Genomic DNA, 17,373 nt, shown 5'->3' with positions numbered 1-17,373 from the left:
GCTAACCGGAAATTATGCCAAATACCTTATCAGACCAGGAAACCATTCTCCTGATTGCCGACTTGGAAGAAAAATTATTAGATGGGTTTAAAAAAACAGACCTGAACACACTCGATTTATTGTTTGCCGATGGGATGCTCTTTCACGATCAGTATGGAAATGTGTTGGATAAAGAGATGGACCTGGATGCTTACCGGAGCGGCAGGATAAAAATTACCAAAATCAATGTATCCAAGCGGGAAATACGTGTTTTTGAATCTATTGTTATTGTTTCTGCAAGCCTTTTTATTAAAGGAAATTATGCCGATTTACTGCTGAACGGCAAATATCAATGGTTAAGGGTTTGGGGCAAAGTTAAAGAAGAATGGAAAGTAATTTCTGCCAGCTGTACAAGCATTTCAATATAAAATATTTGCTTAAAAATAAGAACGGGGAATAACCAATGGCTATCCCCCGATTCTAAATTAACGCTCTCTGAATCTAATATAGAACTAATCTCCGTTTCCACCAAAAACCTGATGGGCGAACCAGGTCAGTGCTGACCACAACGCGCTAAAAACAGGCATATATCACAATCTTGGTGTAAACCTCTGGCTTTGCTAACTGTATAATTTTTTATCACTCAATTTTTTATCCTCATCATTTACACTTGCATTGGCCCAACTGGATATCGTTTTTTAATTATTTGAATCTAGGTTACTAAATCGTTTTAATATTCGCCCATATTTATTATTTTTATGAAATATTGTCTAACCAATAATCCTTTTATGAAAAGAATATTTGCCTCAGTCTATCTGCTGGTTTCCTGTCTATCTATTTATACTTCGAATGCTCAACATTTAACGGAGTTCAATAAGGCACCGCTAAAACAACATGTTTATGTGCAATTGCCTATAGGCAGTATTAAAGCCAAAGGATGGTTGTTAAAGCAGCTGGAACAGCAAAGAGACGGTGCAACAGGAATGGCAGAAGCGCTATACCCGGAAAAAGATAATCTGGGCAAAAATTCCGATTGGCTGGGGGGCGATGGAAACGGATGGGAGCGGGTACCTTATTATGTTAAAGGTTTAGTGGCATTGGCTTATACCTTGGATGATCCTATACTGAAAGCGAAAGCACAAAAGTATATCGATTGGACGTTGAACAATCAACAAGCCAACGGATTATTCGGTCCACCGAAAATGAAAGATTGGTGGCCGCGCATGCCAATGATGTATGCTTTGCAAAGCTATTACGAAGCCACAAATGATAAAAGGGTTATTCCCTTTCTCTCCAAATATTTTAAATACGAACTCGACAACCTCGATGCTGATCCATTAAAAGAATGGGCTAAATCAAGAGCCGGCGATAATATGGAAATAGCCATTTGGCTTTACAATAAAACCGGTGATCAGGATTTATTAAAGCTGGTAGAAAAGTTAAAACAACAGGCTTACCCCTGGATAGATATTTATAGTAACAACGGATTTTACTTTTTCGGTGATGATTTTCAACCGAAACATATGGTTAATGTGGCCCAGGCCTTAAAATTTCCAGTGGTTTATGCACAAGTTCAGGATCTTCCTGCTAATCTGGAAGCACTTTCTAAAGGCGTCGCTCACATTATGCACGACCACGGTCAGCCGGAAGGTTTAGGCTCTGGAACTGAATTCCTGGCGGGTACCAGCAGTATTGAAGGTGTAGAAACCTGCACCGTGGTAGAATGGATGCAAAGTTTAGAAACTGCCGCAAAGGTTATTCATGATGCGAAAATTGGCGATCAGTTGGAAAAAATAGCTTTTAATGCTTTGCCGGCGCAATTTAACCGGGATTTTAAAAACCACTCGTATTATACATTACCTAATCAGGTTCAAAGTATTCATGGAGAGCATGGCTTTAATCAGGATTATAGCTCAGGGATCGTTTCTAGTCCCTATTCAGGTTATGGCTGCTGCCGTTATAATATGCACATGGGCTGGCCTTATTTTGTAAAAAGCAGTGTAGTGGCTACTCCTGAAAAGGGATTGGCGGTCATTACCTATGGCCCGATGGAAATAGAAACTGTGGTAGCCGGGAACAAAAAAATTAAAATTACTGAAGAAACCAATTACCCTTTCGAAGAAAAGATCAGGTTAAAAGTAGAACTTACCAGTTCGGTATCCTTTCCTTTGATTTTAAGGATCCCGAACTGGAGTGTAAAACCAGGTATAAAATTAAATGGAACAATATTAAAAAGCGTAAAAGCAGGAGAAATGTTTACCATAGCCCGTGAATGGAAAGATCAGGATCAGTTAGAGCTGGATTTTCCGATGCAGGTTACCACCCAGGTACAAGTAAACAATTCGCTAAGTGTAGAACGCGGCCCTATGGTTTATGCCCTGGAAATTAAGGCCGTAAATAAGGTCACCAAAACGCATCCGGTTGCTGGCTTTACAGATTACGAAATCCGTCCTGAATCAGCATGGAACTATGGCCTGGTATTGGATAAAGGTAACTTAAGTAAGGTGAGCGTGTTGAACTCCACAATGCCAGAAAACCCTTTTATTGCAGAAAATGCACCGGTTAAATTAAAGGTTCGGGCAAAAAAGATTCCATCATGGGGCCTAAGCTACAATAAGGTGGCCGCTTTTGATGTGCCCTTTAGTCCAATTGCATCTGCCGAAAAACTGGAAGAAATTACCCTTGTACCTTACGGATCTGAAAATATACGGTTGAGCTGTTTTCCTGTCATCGGTCAGCCAAAAAAAATAAATAAAACTTTGGTTGAAAATTTTGATCAGGGAATGGCGAGCAACTGGGTTTTTTATGGTGGTGGCTGGTTTTGGAAAGATGGACAGGTTAACGCGGCATCCAACGCAGGTTCTGGTGGTTATGGCATAAATGGATCTAAATATGTGGCTAATGGAACAGACTTTAAAGATTTTACTTATCAGGCAGATGTTAAAATCAATACTGCAGGCGATGCAGGTTTAATGTTCAGGGTTTCTCATCCGGCAATTGGCCCAGATGCTTACGAAGGCTATTACGTGGGTTTGGATCAACTCAATGGAACGGTAGTATTAGGGAAAGCAGGCGGGCAAAAATGGACCGTGATCAGTTCAGGAAAATATCCTGTTGAAATGAACAAAATGTATACCTTAAAGATAGTGGCGAAGGGAGATAAATTTGATATTTTTATTAACGGATCAGCTCAGCCCGTTCTTTCTGCAACAGATAATCAATACCCCTCTGGTAGTATAGGATTAAGAACATATAAAGCATTGGCAAGTTTCGATTCAGTGAAGATTAACGCTTTTTAACGTCAGCCCAAGGCGATTTTAAACATTGCGGCAAGGAATTTGTTAATGTATTATCAATAAATAAAGTAAATTATGAAATTATACAAATCAATACCCATAATGCTCTTTACCCTTGCACTCGCTGCAGGTTGTGTAAGCAATAAGAAATATGCCGAACTGCAGGATACTTATGCAAAGCTGAGAGAAAGAAATCAGGAGTTAAGCAATAAATACCAGGACAGCCAGCGTGAGCTTAGTGGCAGCACCAGTAGGGTTAAAAGTTTAGAGGAGCAAATCGCATCAGAAAAAGCCAATGTAACCGCCTTACAAGATGCTTTGAACAAATGTTTAAATTCTAGTAGCCAGGGAAATGTTAACATTTCAAAACTGGTTGATGAGATTAATAGCTCAAATAAATACATCAAACAACTCGTTAATGCGAAAAACAAAAGCGACTCGCTTAATATGGTGTTAACGAATAACTTAACACGATCGTTAAGCAGGGAAGAACTGGGTGATGTTGATGTGCAGGTACTTAAAGGCGTAGTATACATCTCTTTAGCCGATAACATGTTGTATAAATCAGGTAGTTACGAAGTGTCTGATAAAGCTGGAGAAACGCTTAGCAAAATTGCCAAAATTATTAAAGACTATGATACCTACGATGTATTGATTGAAGGTAATACCGATAATGTGCCTATCGCGCAAACCAATATCCGCAACAACTGGGATTTAAGTGCTTTACGTGCTTCATCAGTAGTTCAGGTATTGCAAACTAAGTATGCTGTCGATCCCAAACGTTTAACTGCTGGTGGACGTGGAGAATTTAATCCAATTGCCGATAATACCACCGCAGGCGGAAAAGCGAAAAACAGACGTACACAAATTATTATTACCCCTAAATTAGATCAGTTTATGGATCTGATCGGAAAAGCGCCTGAGCAATCTCAAAAATAAAAGCAAATAATTAAGCATATAAAGGGTTGGAATTTATTTTTCCGACCCTTTTTTGTATAAACAGCTTTCAACTTCTGCCTAATATTTTGCTAATTTTGCACGCGCTCCATTATGTGGTTATGAGAAAACGGATAAGAAGACACCTTCGGACAGCAAAATATATTGTGTATAAAGAAACTTTAGTTGATTTTAAAGAACACGTTTGGACATTTATAGGCGCATTTTTAGGTATTGGCATTATCGGCTTACTCCATTCCAAATATTTTACGGCCAACGATAATTTATTTCTAATCGGTTCATTTGGAGCCTCATCTGTACTTATTTATGGGATTATTAATAGCCCGCTGGCACAGCCGAGGAATTTAATCGGTGGGCATGTGCTTTGTGCCTTGGTAGGCGTTACTATCCACAAACTTATTCCCGGCGAAGTGTGGTTATCTTCTGCTTTGTCGGTTTCTTTATCGATTGTATTGATGCAGATCACCAAAACACTGCATCCCCCGGGTGGGGCAACCGCACTGATAGCCAACATCGGATCTGCCAAAATCCAATCTTTAGGTTACCTGTATGTATTATGCCCGGTATTATCCGGCGCGAGTATTTTACTTCTGGTGGCCATTATAGTAAACAACAGGACCTCACACCGCAGTTATCCCAATAATAAAAAATGGTATAGGGTCTGGCACCGTTACCGCAGGTAAAATATATCTCGATAACCATATTGATATGACGATTATACCTGATTATAAATGTATATTTGGTTATATCAGTAATCTTTTACAACACTTTTCTCTCACTGATTTACCATAGCGGTATGCGCTAATCTTAAATGGGTATTCCGATCACCGAATTGTTTATGCAATGATGATGGGTCTTATGAAACTGTAATCGTTTAATGCAATGAGTAGAGACAAAAAGAAAGAGGCAAGTGTAAACAAAAAAGCGCCCTCAGATTATCAATCGGGAAAAGGTAAATCGGTAAAAACTGAAATTGATCTTTTCGCTAAAAAACCTGGTAAAAATGGTAAATAGCGACCAACGGGCTCAGGCAAAGGATTTTTTGTACGAACTAAATAACACCAGACATGAATATGGTTTTTCGGCAAACGAAGAATGGACATTTGACTTGGTAACGAATGGTCAGAAGAAAGACCTGGAGGATAAATATTATCCCGTATTATCACTAAACATTGCGCCTGAAAATATGGTGGATATGCTTGATCTTTTACAAGAGAAGCTTGGAAAGGCCGTAGATCATATCAAAGATAGTCTAAGCGTCAAAAAAAGCTTAAAAGAGCCAGCCCATTTATTAGCTTATTGTACAGGCAGATTAAAGTAATGGTTACATTTAAAATAAGAAAGTTCTTAAATAAGCTTTAAGAACTTTCTTATCTAGATTTAATTGTTTACTCAGCAGCATCGCCCTGGTTTATAAAAAGCTTTCTGCTTTGTGTGTAAAGAACCAGTACATTGATGCAAAGCTTAAAACAATCCCAGTCAAATACAAAAAGCACCTGCCAGTGTTAATACTTTTCTAAAATGAAAAATAAATTTCTAATCAGATATACACTGACAAATAAAATCAAGAAATACTGATTTTATTTTTTTGCTGGCTTAAATAAGCCGCGATTTGATTTAACATAATACTTCTTGTTGCCCGTACTGCAGATTTTAAAACTTCAGAACTTACGCCTAAGCGGTTTGCCCAATAATTTCGGTCTGTTTCTTCGGATAATAAGATGATTTCTTCTTTAAGGCTCGGGGTTTGGGTGAGATTTTTCATAATTGGGATGATTAATTCAGTTAGTAACACGCACAAGCTCGATTTGGTTCTATAAAAATAGATTTTTTTATTTGAAATAACAAGCTGTATAACAGCTGTTTAAAATTTTATCTTAGTTTTTTTATTTATAACAAAACAGAGGAATGATTCTATCTGGTGTCGTTAATTCGTTTTAGTAGTCATTAAAATTGCCTGATCAAATTAATAATTGTTCAAAAAAATGAATTTATGTATTTTTAATTATACGTAAATTGACTATAATTGTCCATTATTTATAAAAAAAAATACTCTGTAATGGGCGATATGAGGAAGGGTGAGGTTACTCAGATTGATTTTGAATACGGACATGGGATCATTATTGATGAAAATGGCCAGGATATTCACTTTCAGTTAGATAACGTATCTGGTCAAATTAATATAAATTCGAAAGTAATTTTTGAGATAGAATTAGGCGAGCATGGCTTAGCAGCCGTTAAAGTTAAGTTAGCAATGGCAGAAATCAGGGCTTAATTACTTCGCAATAAATTTTATACGATATCATTAATCATTTGATATAGGTAGACTGAAATAAAATGTAGAACCTTCCCCGAATTTGCTTTCTACCCAAATTTTTCCTTCATGCCTTTCTATTACTTCGGCACAAATGTACAGGCCTACTCCAAATCCTGCAATTGTTTTAGTGTCAGGACTCTCTACACGATAAAAACGGTCAAAAAGTCTGGGGATATCATTTTCTTTAATGCCTATGCCTTCATCTTCCACGCTAACAATTACATAACCTTTTTGTATTTCGCACTTTATGGCAATTAAAGATTCTTTTTTTGAGTATTTCGCTGCATTGCCAATCAGGTTATTGATCACATTGCCAATTTTTTCGATATCCGCATATACAATCATTTCTTCTGAACCAATCACCTGGATAAAATGGCTGGGTAAAACAGTTCTATTTTCCTCAGCGATGGTTTTAATTAAATCAACAAGGTTAAAATTTGTTTTGTTTAATAAAATTTTGCCCGATTCTAATAAGGATACATTTAAAAAACCATCAATCATTAACGACATCCGCTTTAACTGAACATTTACCTTATCCAGTATCTGAATGGTAAAATCGTTATCGGTCTCTTTAAATTTATACTGTAAAAGTTGTATGTATGCGCTTAAGGATGTTAAGGGTGTTTTAAGCTCATGGCTTACCATGCCGATAAAGTCGTTTTTCCTAATTTCATCCTGTTTATGTTCTGTAATATCCAAAACGGCGCCAGCAATATAAACGGCTTTTCCTTCTTCATTGTAATAAGCTTTTCCCGCCGTTCTTAACCATTTGCTTTTTGCGCTTATGCCGTTCAGGTTAATTTGGTATTCGACATTAAAAGCACTCCGGAGGTGTAAGGCACGCCTAATACTGCTGGTAAGATGCCCCATGTCTTCCGGGCTGATCAATGATTTGGCTTCTTCTATACCCAGCCTGTTATTTTCCAGTTCATAAATTTGTTGCGCCCTTTCGGATAAAAGCACCTGTTTACTTTCCAGATCGATATTCCATGAACCCATTTCTGATGCATCCATAGCTATTTTTAGGATGTCTTTAGCTTTAAGTAGTTCTTTTTTGAAATTTACCTGCTCTGTAATATCCTTAATAATGACTAAAATCCGGGTTACTTCATTTTTGTCGTTTTTTAAGGGTTCATAAAATGCGATGAAATAGCCGTCAGAAACCGGTGTTGAAAGCTTTAATTCATTAAGCGTTAAAGGTTGTCCGTTTTTAAAAATATCTTTTACACGCTCTACAAGTGCCTGCTGTTTTTCGAGTTCTGGCCGTGCCTCTTCCTGCGGAATCCCGATTACTTCTTTTCTGCTTTTATTCCAAAGTTTTAAGATGTTATCGTTTGCATATTCTGTAATAAGTGCCGGACCTTTTAATACACACATGCCCAAAGGGGCCTGCTCGAAAAATCCCCTAAAACGGGCTTCACTTTCAGAAAGTTCGAATAAAATATGCTCAAGGTCGTTTTCATCCAATGGAATTTCCCTTAATGAACAAATGATGTATTCAACCGGACGATCGTTTTGTAATACCGGCGAAAATTCCAATTCCCATTTTACGTTTGGCGAATTAGAATAAATGGGATGAATAACCAGCGTGTGCTTTTCTTTAAGGTCGCTCACTTTCTGAACGGTTTTAACCAGGATTACCTTTTCAGTATCAGACAGGAGGTTTGGGATAATGTTAATATCATAGAATTTTAATTTGCCACCCACCCGCGCTATTAAAGCCTGGTAAGCATCGTTATGTTCTACCACCACCAATATCGGTTTCACTTTAAAAATGATTATCGGGTTTTTAGAATGTTTTAACAGTGCTTTTAAGAATGGAGAGGCTAAATCTATCATAAATTTAAGTTGACACTTTCCCAAATATAATCGTTAGGCAGTTAATCGCCAACCGAATTCTAAAGATGGCATAATATTTATCATACAAAATGGTATAACTTGTAAGTGGATTTCCTTTTTAATTGTTTGTAAGTTCTTGTATTTCAGTGGCTAGTGATCTTGTGAGATGTGTCTGGTCTGCTAAGCTTAAAACATTTCAGATGGATGGGTGTTATAAAAAAAGGTAGATATTATTTCGTTTGTTCTTCAATAAATATTAGTAGCAGTTACACAATAGATAAAGATCATGAATCCCGAATACGACTATAATACCCAAGATAAGTGGTTGCCATTTAATGGTTTTTCGCCATTAATTACCGTTTTTAGATCATTTCATGATTTGACCCCGGACATGGAATTTATCATCAATAACGAAACTTTTCCGGTTACTTTTAAAAAAAACAAATTTATTTCTTCCCCGTTGCACCACGATAAATATGTGTACCTCATCCTTAACGGGATTACCAGGGGGTATATGAAAGATGAGGATAAAGAAATTACCACCTGGATTGCGAAAGAAAATGAATTGGTAGGAAATGTGTGTAATGTTTGGAATAATAATGAGGCCATTGACGGGTATGTACAGGCTTTAGAAGACGTTGTGGCAATTGCCATTCCACATACCATGTCGAAACAACTATATTTAAATTATCATATAGCCAATTATATCGGCCGAAAAGTAACACAGCTTCACTATTTACAAGCTTGCGAAAGGGCGCTCATTTCGAGGTTACAATCAGCAGAAAAAAGGTATATCCGCTTTATTAAATCCTATCCTGAACTGGTAGATCGGGTTCCACTTAAATATATTGCCTCATTTTTATGTATGCGCCTGGAAACATTAAGCCGCGTACGATCGAAATTGGCTTTGGTGTAAGAAAATTTAAAGCCTGTAAAGATGATTAAGTTTTTAAAAACCGCCTTGATATTTTTATGCAATCGATTTTATTTTATGTTAGATCAATATCAAAAAAATGTAAAGTTTAAAGCATAAAATGAAAAACGAAAAGATGAATTAGGGCTTTACTTGGCGATTATGACTGATTTGTAAGACAATCTTAAGCTTTATTTTGTTAAAAATGGTGTCTTTTTAAGCAGAAAAAAAGTTTTTATACATTTTTTAAGAAAATTATTTATTTGGTAATCAGTATGTTACATTGTGTTTTTGAATTAAATATTCGATTTAAGCGATTTAACATTTCTCACTTACATTTTTTTAAAAATTTATATATATTTGTTCTTACCCTTTCGAGGGTATGTTTTTCATAGGTAGATGTAGGGTCAGAACAATGTTCTGGCCCTTTTTTGTTTTAATGGATTTAGAAAAACTATTTTTGTGTTATGATAAAAAAGAAAGTGATTGTTGCGGTTACTGGTGCCAGTGGTTCTATTTATGCAAAGGTTTTATTTGACCAGTTGTTAAAATTAAAAGATCAGATGGAGGCGGTTGGTGTAGTGATGAGCGATAATGCAAAAGCGGTTTGGCAATTCGAACTGGGGAACCAGGATTATAACCTTTTTAAAGACTTTACCTTTTATAACAAAAACGATTTTAATGCCCCTTTTGCCTCGGGATCGGCAAAATATGATACCATGATTATCGTTCCCTGTTCTATGGGTACTTTGGGTAGGGTGGCACACGGCATATCGAACGATTTGATTTCGAGGGCTGCAGATGTGGTGTTAAAAGAACGGAGGAAATTAATAGCTGTAGTAAGAGATACCCCGTTTAGCTTAATCCATATCAATAACATGAAAGCAGTAACTGAAGCGGGCGGAATCATTTGCCCCGCCAATCCATCTTTTTACAGTTTGCCTCAAACGATAGAAGAAGTTGCCGGAACGGTAATTAGCAGGGTGTTAGACCTGGCAGGTTTCGAACAGGAAAGTTACCGGTGGCAGGAGAAGTAGTTGGTATTTTACCAAAGTTTAGATATTTTTGGCCGATTAAACCAATATCATGAAACTATTTTTACGCTCTATCTTATGCTGCGCAATGTTATGCACTTTTTTTTCTCAGGTTAATGCTCAGCAGGATTTTCTAATTAATTCAAAAAACGACACTTTAAAAGGCGAAATAAAAAAACAATTTATTGGTTTTTATAGATTTAAGCCCGAAGGAGGCACCAGCTTTAATAAGATCCCAATCCGTGAAACAAAAGAGTTTTATAAAGTAGAAAAAGAGATAAATTATCTGGTTAAAGTACGCCCCGATAAAAGAAGCCCTGATTTTTTACAAAGATTAGTTAAGGGCAAAATTGATTTGTTTGAATATTATAGACAGACTGGTAATAATCAGGTTGATATCGTTTGGTATGCAAGTAAAGAAAATGGAGAACTGTTGGAGGTAAAGAGTAACCATATCTTTGGCTCTCGCACTGAACGTAAAGATAGAATCAGTGATAAACCCGAACTGTTAGAGAAATTTAAAAAAGATGATAGTTATAGTTTTGAAGCTGTAAAAGAATGCATTAAATTATATAACTCAAACTAAGTAGCCGACACTCATGTTAAAATTAAGCTTTATTGTAGTTGTTTTGTTCGCTTCAGTTATCTGTTTGTTTGGCTGTGAAAAAAGAGCTTGCCCAGAAGGCATGCATGAACAACGTTTAAAAGATGGTACTACAATCTGTGTTCCAAACAATTTATAGTCTGTAATTTGTCAGTTCTCAAAACTCAAAACCAACAACTCCGAACAAATTTCCTATCTTTGCAGCCTCAATGAAAAAGGTCGCATTTTATACATTAGGTTGTAAACTCAATTTCTCTGAAACATCCACCATCGGTCGTTTATTTACCGATGCAGGTTATGCCGTAGTAGAATTTCAGGACCAGGCTGATGTTTATGTAATCAATACCTGTTCTGTTACTGAGCATGCTGATAAAAAATGCCGTAAAGTTGTTAAGGAAGCTTTAAAATATTCTCCTAATGCTTTTGTAACCATTGTGGGTTGTTATGCGCAGCTAAAACCGCAGGAAATTGCCGAAATAGAAGGCGTTGATATGGTTTTGGGTGCTGCAGAAAAATTCAGGATAGTAGAATATATTACCGATTTAACCAAGCAACCGAAAACCCTTATCCATCAACAAAATATAGAGAAAGTAAATCATAATTTTATTGCCTCTTATTCAATTGGCGATAGAACACGTACTTTTTTGAAAGTGCAGGATGGTTGCGATTATCCTTGTACCTACTGTACCATTCCTTTAGCACGCGGTGCTAGCCGTAGCGATACCATCGAAAATGTGGTTAACCGTGCAAAAATGATTGCAGAAGGCGGTGTAAAGGAAATTGTTTTGACCGGTGTAAATCTTGGCGATTTCGGCATTAGAAATGGCCAGCGTGAAGATAAATTTTTCGACCTGGTTAAAGCTTTAGATGAGGTAGAAGGAATTGAAAGAATCCGCATTTCATCTATTGAACCAAATCTTTTGAGCAATGAGATCATTCAGTTTGTATCTACTTCAAAAAGGTTTGTCCCGCATTTCCATATTCCCCTGCAATCGGGTTCTGATAAAATTTTGGGTTTAATGCGCCGTCGTTACCGTAGCGATTTGTATGTGGAGCGTGTTGCCAAAATTAAGGAGGTAATGCCGCATTGTTGTATTGGCGTAGATGTAATTGTTGGCTTCCCTGGTGAAACGAAAGAAGATTTCCTGGATACCTATCAGTTCTTAAATCAGCTTGATATTTCTTATCTGCACGTATTTACTTACTCGGAGCGCGAATTAACTGCTGCAGCCGAAATGAAAGGTGTTGTGGCTGGCAGCGAGCGTAATGAGCGCAGTAAAATGCTCCATATTTTATCTGATAAAAAACGCAGGGCTTTCTACGAATCTCAAATGGATACTGAAGCTGAAGTGCTTTTCGAAGCGGATCAGAAATCGGGTTACATGCATGGTTTTACCAAGAACTATGTAAAAGTACGCGCCAAATACGATCCGGTAATGGTAAATGAATTGAAAGCGGTTAAGCTTTTAGAAATTACTGCCGATGGAGAAGTGGAAGTAGCTGAGCTGGAAACTGTTCACGCACATCATTAGTTTAGTCCTTAGTCGGAAGTCCTCAGTCCGAAGTCTATAATACCATTGTCGGTCCATTCTGAGCGGAGTTGAAAGATCTTTGATGATGTAAGATGTAAGATGGATGAGGTAAGATGGATGATGGAATTGATATTCTTCTTTAATTTTACCTAAGAACTACTGTAATAATTTAATTAAACCTGATCGGAGCGGGCACGAATCCCGATTTTTTCAATCGGGTGAGTAAAGCGGAGCGCAGGACTGTACTAACCGATAACAACAGAACCTTTCTTTTCAAAAAAAACAAAGAGATTTACATACTTTTTCTAGCTATTAACGATCAACTTTGGTCTTTCCAGTTTGAGCTTGAAGCCTTTCTCCTTTAGTCTTTAAGCTTTCCTCTTTAATCTTTCAGCTTTGGTCTTTCTTTCCTATCTTCGCAACAAATTATTTGTATGTTTCCTACCGTTTCACATTTCTTAGAATATTTATTCGGCATTAATTTACCGCTTCCGTTTAATACTTTTGGTGTTTTTGTAGCGCTCGCTTTTGTTGCTGGCTACTGGGCTTTTACCAAAGAACTTAAGCGTAAAGAAGCGTTAGGCATACTTCACCCCATTAAAAAAACAATTGTGGTGGGTAAACCTGCTACCACATCTGAACTGATCATGAATGGCCTTTTCGGCTTCGTTATTGGTTATAAACTGGTTTATGCGTTGTTGAACTATAAACTTTTTGTAAACGATGCACAGTCGATTTTAATGTCGACCAAAGGAAATATCATTGGTGGTTTGTTTTTTGCCGGTTTGTTTGCTTACTGGGATTATACCGAAAAGAATAAACACAAGCTGGATAAGCCAAAAGAAACACAGGTAACCATCCATCCATACCAAACGATGAGCAACCTGATTGTTTGGGCAGCCATCTGGGGTTTTTTAGGCGCTAAATTTTTCGATAATTTAGAGTATTGGGATGATTTTGTTCAACATCCTATCGAGCGGTTATTGTCATTTAGCGGTTTAACTTTTTATGGTGGTTTAATTTGTGGTGGAGCGGCTGTATTAATTATTGCCAAAAGAAACGGCATTAAACCGCTGCATATGCTTGACGTAGGCGGGCCGGGAATGATGCTGGCTTATGCTGTGGGCCGTATTGGTTGCCACTTAGCTGGAGATGGCGACTGGGGTATTGTCAATAATAATCCAAAACCATTTTCCTGGTTGCCAGATTGGTTGTGGTCGTACAAATACCCGAATAACGTGGTAGGAGAAGGCATTCCAATTCCTGGTTGTACCGGTAAGTTTTGTAACGAATTGGCGCAGGGTGTATATCCAACACCGATTTACGAAGTCATTATCTGTTTAATCCTTTTTGCCTTCTTGTGGAAGATCAGGGATAAAATAAAAGCACCGGGTTTAATGTTTGGTATTTACATGATCTTAAACGGTTTGGAGCGTTTCTGCATCGAATTAATTCGTGTAAACTCAAAATATCATGTTTTTGGTCTGTCTTTTACTCAGGCAGAAATGATTTCCACTTTTCTTGTTGTTGGCGGTATTGCACTAAGTGCTTATGCCTTAAGGAACAAGAATCAACTGGCTTAAAAATTTTTATAAGTTCATTTATCATCCGATAAACGCCTCGTTTTATTGTTAAATAGCTATGAATTACGAATTACTGTGCACAAAGGTGATATCGATTGTAAGGCTTACCGGAAATTTTATCCGTAAAGAAGCGATGCAGTTTGATGTTCAAAAAATAGAATATAAAGGATTAAATGATATGGTTTCTTATGTTGATAAAACAGCAGAGCAGAAACTGGTTCAAAATCTCGAAAAATTAATTCCCGATGCAGGTTTTATAACCGAAGAGAAAACGATTAACCGCACAGGTAAAACCTATACGTGGATAATTGACCCCTTGGATGGTACCACCAATTTTATCCATGGCATTCCGGCTTACGGCATTAGCGTAGCGCTTTATGAAGATGGATTGCCCGTTATTGGCGTGGTTTATGAATTAAACAGGGGAGAAATGTTTTATTCGTATAAAGGCGGACCTGCGCTTATGAATAAGAAAGAAATTAAAGTTTCCGCTAATCCTGATCTGAAATCGAGTTTGTTGGCCACAGGCTTCCCATATTATCAGTTTGATAAACAACCTCAGTACTTAAAATTACTGACGGAGATGATGCAGAAAAGCCATGGGGTACGTAGAATTGGTGCAGCGGCAATAGATTTGGTATATACAGCCTGCGGACGTTTCGATGCTTTTTTTGAATACAATCTACAGCAATGGGATTTTGCAGCCGGATGTTTTATTGTGCAGCAGGCAGGAGGAGAGGTATACGATTTCGCCGGTGGAAATGATTACTTTGAAAAAAGGGAAATATTGGCTACCAATGGTAAACTTACAGATGAAATGTTGGCTGCGATTAAACGGTATTTTAATTAATGCCGTCACCCTGAATTTATTTAAGGGTCTTTTCTTGAAGATGCTGAAATAAATTCAGCATGACGAGCCTTAACAACACGATAACAAAAAAAAGGTCCCGATTCTCATCGGGACCTTTTCACTATATATACTATGAAAAATGCACAATTTTAAAGCGCTTCAGAAACCACTTCTGTAACTTCAGGTACCATTCTTTGCAATAAGTTTTGGATACCCGATTTAAGCGTAATGGTAGAAGACGGACAACCACTGCAAGAGCCACGCAGCTCTACGGTAACCACACCTTCATCAAAAGATTTGTATGTAATTGCACCACCATCCTGCTCAACAGCCGGACGTACATAATCGTGTAGAATCTGCTGAATTTTAATTTCAGTTTCAGTACCTTCAAAAGCAGGTGCTTCTTCGGTAGTTGCTTCTTTAATTTTTAATTCAGATTCTACAGCTCCTTTAACAAATTCTTTTAAAATAGCTTCAATATCAGCCCATTCTGCATCATCTGTTTTGGTGATGGTCACAAAATTGCTGGCGAAAAAAACGCCAGAAACAAAGTTGAACTTAAATAACTCTTTGGCAAAAGGCGAATGCTCTGCACTCTCTTTTGTTGCAAAATCCTCACTGCCGTTTATTAACAGCTTGTTTACCATGAATTTCATGGTCGCTGGATTTGGAGTCTGTTCTGTATATACGTTAATCGTCATGTCTTAATCAATTTGAATAAACAAAATTAACAATTACTCACTAATAAAACCTTGGTTAGCTGTCTGCTTAACGTCAATTTAATTTGACTAGAAAACGCCGGTATAATTAAAAGGTGTAATGGTTCTCAATTGTACTTTAACAGCTTCGGAAACGGCTAAACCTTCAATAAATTCGGCAATACTTGCTGCATTGATTTTTGAATTTGTTCTGGTTAATTCTTTTAAGGCTTCGTAAGGGTTAGGGTAGTTCTCTCTTCTTAAAATCGTTTGAATCGCTTCGGCCACAACCGCCCAGTTCTCGTCTAAATCGGCATGTAAAGCAGCTTCATTTAATAAAATTTTGTTTAATCCACGTAGCGTAGAGTTAATGGCAATTAAGGTATGTCCGAAAGGAACACCTACGTTTCTTAACACAGTAGAGTCGGTTAAGTCTCTCTGTAAACGTGAGATTGGTAATTTAGCGGCGAAAAACTCGAATAAAGCATTGGCAATTCCGGCATTTCCTTCAGCGTTTTCAAAATCGATTGGGTTAACTTTATGCGGCATGGCCGATGAACCAATTTCTCCTGCTTTGATTTTCTGTTTGAAGTAGTTTTTAGAAATATAAGTCCAGATATCGCGGTCTAAATCTATAATAATGTTATTGATACGTTTTAAGGCATCGCATTGCGCTGCAAACTGATCGTAATGTTCAATTTGAGTCGTATGCTGTGCACGTGTCAGACCTAAAGTCTCGTTAACAAACTGGTTCGAAAAATTAACCCAGTTAACCTCAGGGTAAGCAATATGGTGTGCATTGAAGTTGCCGGTAGCGCCACCAAATTTTGCACTATTCGGAATGTTTTTTAAACTTTCTACCTGAATAGCCAAACGCTCAGCAAAAACCAAAAACTCTTTACCCAACTTGGTAGGAGAGGCTGGCTGTCCATGTGTGTGTGCCAACATCGGAATATCCTTCCACTCGGTAGCCAGGGCATTTATTTTTTCGATTAAAGTGTTAATTGCCGGATAATAGCTGTCATTCAATGCCAGTTTTATTGAATATGGGATGGCCGTGTTATTAATATCCTGAGAGGTTAAGCCAAAGTGGATAAACTCTTTATAATTTTGAAGTGATAAGGCGTCGAATTTACTTTTGATAAAATATTCAACAGCTTTAACATCATGATTGGTTACCTTTTCAGTTTCTTTAATTTCTAAAGCGTCAACTTCTGAGAAATTTTCGTGGATTTTGCGTAATTCAGCATAAAGATTTCGGTCAAAATTTTCTAAGCCAGGCAAGTTGATTTCGCAAAGTGCGATAAAATATTCGATTTCTACAAAAACACGGTATTTGATTAAAGCTTCTTCAGAAAAGTAAGCAGCTAAACTTTCGGTTGTTTTTCTGTAACGACCATCAACTGGTGAAATAGCTTGTAGTGATGTTAAATTCATTATGCGGATTATATTTTTGCCGCAAATTTACTACAATTGATGGATTTTAAGGTCTTGATTGCTAGAAATTAATATAAATAAAAAAGACCTTAGTATTTCTAAGGCCTTTTTTCGGTAACCGATAAACTATTTTTTAGTTGTATCAGTTGCTGTAGTGTCTTTAACGGTTGTGTCTTTTACTGTGGTATCTTTTACTGTGGTATCAACAACTGAAGTATCAACGGCAGATGAATCGCCACCTTCAGCTTTTTTTTCTGAGTTACAGGCAACAACAGATAGAGATAGCGCCAAAGCTAAAAAGCCGAATTTAAATGCATTTTTCATTTTTTTTCTT

At 37.3% G+C, this 17,373-nt stretch carries 18 protein-coding genes; 13 read left to right on the top strand and 5 right to left on the bottom strand.

What is annotated here, in order from left to right:
- Positions 1-14: 14 nt before the first annotated feature.
- From AC04QZ_RS24280 to AC04QZ_RS24255, 6 genes are all read left to right on the top strand, one after another.
- On the top strand, positions 15-407 hold the full coding sequence (locus tag AC04QZ_RS24280) for a nuclear transport factor 2 family protein (protein WP_086545726.1): 393 nt from the start codon (positions 15-17) through the stop codon (positions 405-407).
- A gap of 360 nt (positions 408-767) precedes the next feature.
- Complete coding sequence (locus AC04QZ_RS24275) at positions 768-3,278, top strand: beta-L-arabinofuranosidase domain-containing protein (RefSeq protein WP_478359797.1); 2,511 nt, start codon at positions 768-770, stop codon at positions 3,276-3,278.
- 72 nt (positions 3,279-3,350) lie between these two features.
- A complete protein-coding gene (locus tag AC04QZ_RS24270) occupies positions 3,351-4,214 on the top strand; it encodes an OmpA/MotB family protein (RefSeq protein ID WP_478359796.1) in 864 nt (287 codons plus the stop codon).
- Between the two features lie 119 nt (positions 4,215-4,333).
- Complete coding sequence (locus AC04QZ_RS24265) at positions 4,334-4,915, top strand: HPP family protein (RefSeq protein WP_478359795.1); 582 nt, start codon at positions 4,334-4,336, stop codon at positions 4,913-4,915.
- A gap of 199 nt (positions 4,916-5,114) precedes the next feature.
- Positions 5,115-5,246 (top strand): hypothetical protein, encoded by a 132-nt coding sequence (locus tag AC04QZ_RS24260; RefSeq protein ID WP_478359794.1) that lies wholly within the window; start codon positions 5,115-5,117, stop codon positions 5,244-5,246.
- Positions 5,236-5,553, top strand: a complete 318-nt coding sequence (locus AC04QZ_RS24255; protein WP_086545730.1) for a hypothetical protein — start codon at positions 5,236-5,238, stop codon at positions 5,551-5,553. The genes AC04QZ_RS24260 and AC04QZ_RS24255 overlap by 11 nt, the downstream gene beginning before the upstream one ends.
- 243 nt (positions 5,554-5,796) lie before the next feature.
- On the opposite strand, the gene AC04QZ_RS24250 is transcribed toward AC04QZ_RS24255, so the two are convergent.
- Positions 5,797-5,997 (bottom strand): DUF3606 domain-containing protein, encoded by a 201-nt coding sequence (locus tag AC04QZ_RS24250; RefSeq protein WP_086545731.1) that lies wholly within the window; start codon positions 5,995-5,997, stop codon positions 5,797-5,799.
- Positions 5,998-6,291: 294 nt separating this feature from the next.
- Between AC04QZ_RS24250 and AC04QZ_RS24245 the strand changes: the two genes are divergently transcribed.
- Entirely contained in the window at positions 6,292-6,507 is a 216-nt protein-coding gene (locus tag AC04QZ_RS24245; protein WP_086545732.1) for a hypothetical protein, read from the top strand.
- Positions 6,508-6,537: 30 nt separating this feature from the next.
- Here AC04QZ_RS24245 and AC04QZ_RS24240 read toward each other — a convergent pair whose 3' ends face one another.
- Entirely contained in the window at positions 6,538-8,388 is a 1,851-nt protein-coding gene (locus AC04QZ_RS24240) for a PAS domain-containing sensor histidine kinase (RefSeq protein ID WP_478359793.1), read from the bottom strand.
- 286 nt (positions 8,389-8,674) lie between these two features.
- On the opposite strand from AC04QZ_RS24240, the gene AC04QZ_RS24235 reads away from it, so the two are divergent.
- The 6 genes from AC04QZ_RS24235 to AC04QZ_RS24210 all read left to right on the top strand — a co-directional run bounded on the left by AC04QZ_RS24235 (position 8,675) and on the right by AC04QZ_RS24210 (position 14,904).
- Positions 8,675-9,304: a Crp/Fnr family transcriptional regulator gene (locus AC04QZ_RS24235; RefSeq protein WP_086545734.1), complete on the top strand. Its 630-nt coding sequence runs from the start codon at positions 8,675-8,677 to the stop codon at positions 9,302-9,304.
- Between the two features lie 464 nt (positions 9,305-9,768).
- Positions 9,769-10,338 (top strand): UbiX family flavin prenyltransferase, encoded by a 570-nt coding sequence (locus tag AC04QZ_RS24230; protein WP_478359792.1) that lies wholly within the window; start codon positions 9,769-9,771, stop codon positions 10,336-10,338.
- Positions 10,339-10,387: 49 nt separating this feature from the next.
- Positions 10,388-10,921 carry a hypothetical protein gene (locus AC04QZ_RS24225; RefSeq protein ID WP_478359791.1) on the top strand — a complete coding sequence of 178 codons (534 nt, stop codon included), beginning with the start codon at positions 10,388-10,390 and terminating at the stop codon, positions 10,919-10,921.
- 227 nt (positions 10,922-11,148) lie between these two features.
- Positions 11,149-12,471 (top strand): tRNA (N(6)-L-threonylcarbamoyladenosine(37)-C(2))-methylthiotransferase MtaB, encoded by a 1,323-nt coding sequence (mtaB, locus tag AC04QZ_RS24220; RefSeq protein WP_478359790.1) that lies wholly within the window; start codon positions 11,149-11,151, stop codon positions 12,469-12,471.
- 434 nt (positions 12,472-12,905) lie between these two features.
- Positions 12,906-14,054 carry a prolipoprotein diacylglyceryl transferase gene (locus AC04QZ_RS24215; RefSeq protein ID WP_086545737.1) on the top strand — a complete coding sequence of 383 codons (1,149 nt, stop codon included), beginning with the start codon at positions 12,906-12,908 and terminating at the stop codon, positions 14,052-14,054.
- Positions 14,055-14,112: 58 nt separating this feature from the next.
- A complete protein-coding gene (locus AC04QZ_RS24210) occupies positions 14,113-14,904 on the top strand; it encodes an inositol monophosphatase family protein (protein ID WP_478359789.1) in 792 nt (263 codons plus the stop codon).
- Positions 14,905-15,053: 149 nt separating this feature from the next.
- Here AC04QZ_RS24210 and AC04QZ_RS24205 read toward each other — a convergent pair whose 3' ends face one another.
- The 3 genes from AC04QZ_RS24205 to AC04QZ_RS24195 all read right to left on the bottom strand — a co-directional run bounded on the left by AC04QZ_RS24205 (position 15,054) and on the right by AC04QZ_RS24195 (position 17,363).
- A complete protein-coding gene (locus tag AC04QZ_RS24205; RefSeq protein ID WP_057934267.1) occupies positions 15,054-15,605 on the bottom strand; it encodes a NifU family protein in 552 nt (183 codons plus the stop codon).
- Between the two features lie 87 nt (positions 15,606-15,692).
- Positions 15,693-17,039, bottom strand: a complete 1,347-nt coding sequence (gene purB / locus AC04QZ_RS24200) for an adenylosuccinate lyase (RefSeq protein WP_478359788.1) — start codon at positions 17,037-17,039, stop codon at positions 15,693-15,695.
- Between the two features lie 126 nt (positions 17,040-17,165).
- On the bottom strand, positions 17,166-17,363 hold the full coding sequence (locus AC04QZ_RS24195; protein WP_086545740.1) for a hypothetical protein: 198 nt from the start codon (positions 17,361-17,363) through the stop codon (positions 17,166-17,168).
- Positions 17,364-17,373 lie beyond the last annotated feature (10 nt).

The organism is Pedobacter folensis, from assembly GCF_056490665.1.
The sequence above is the reverse complement of the archived record's forward strand: the minus strand, read 5'-3'. Positions and strand labels throughout refer to the sequence as shown.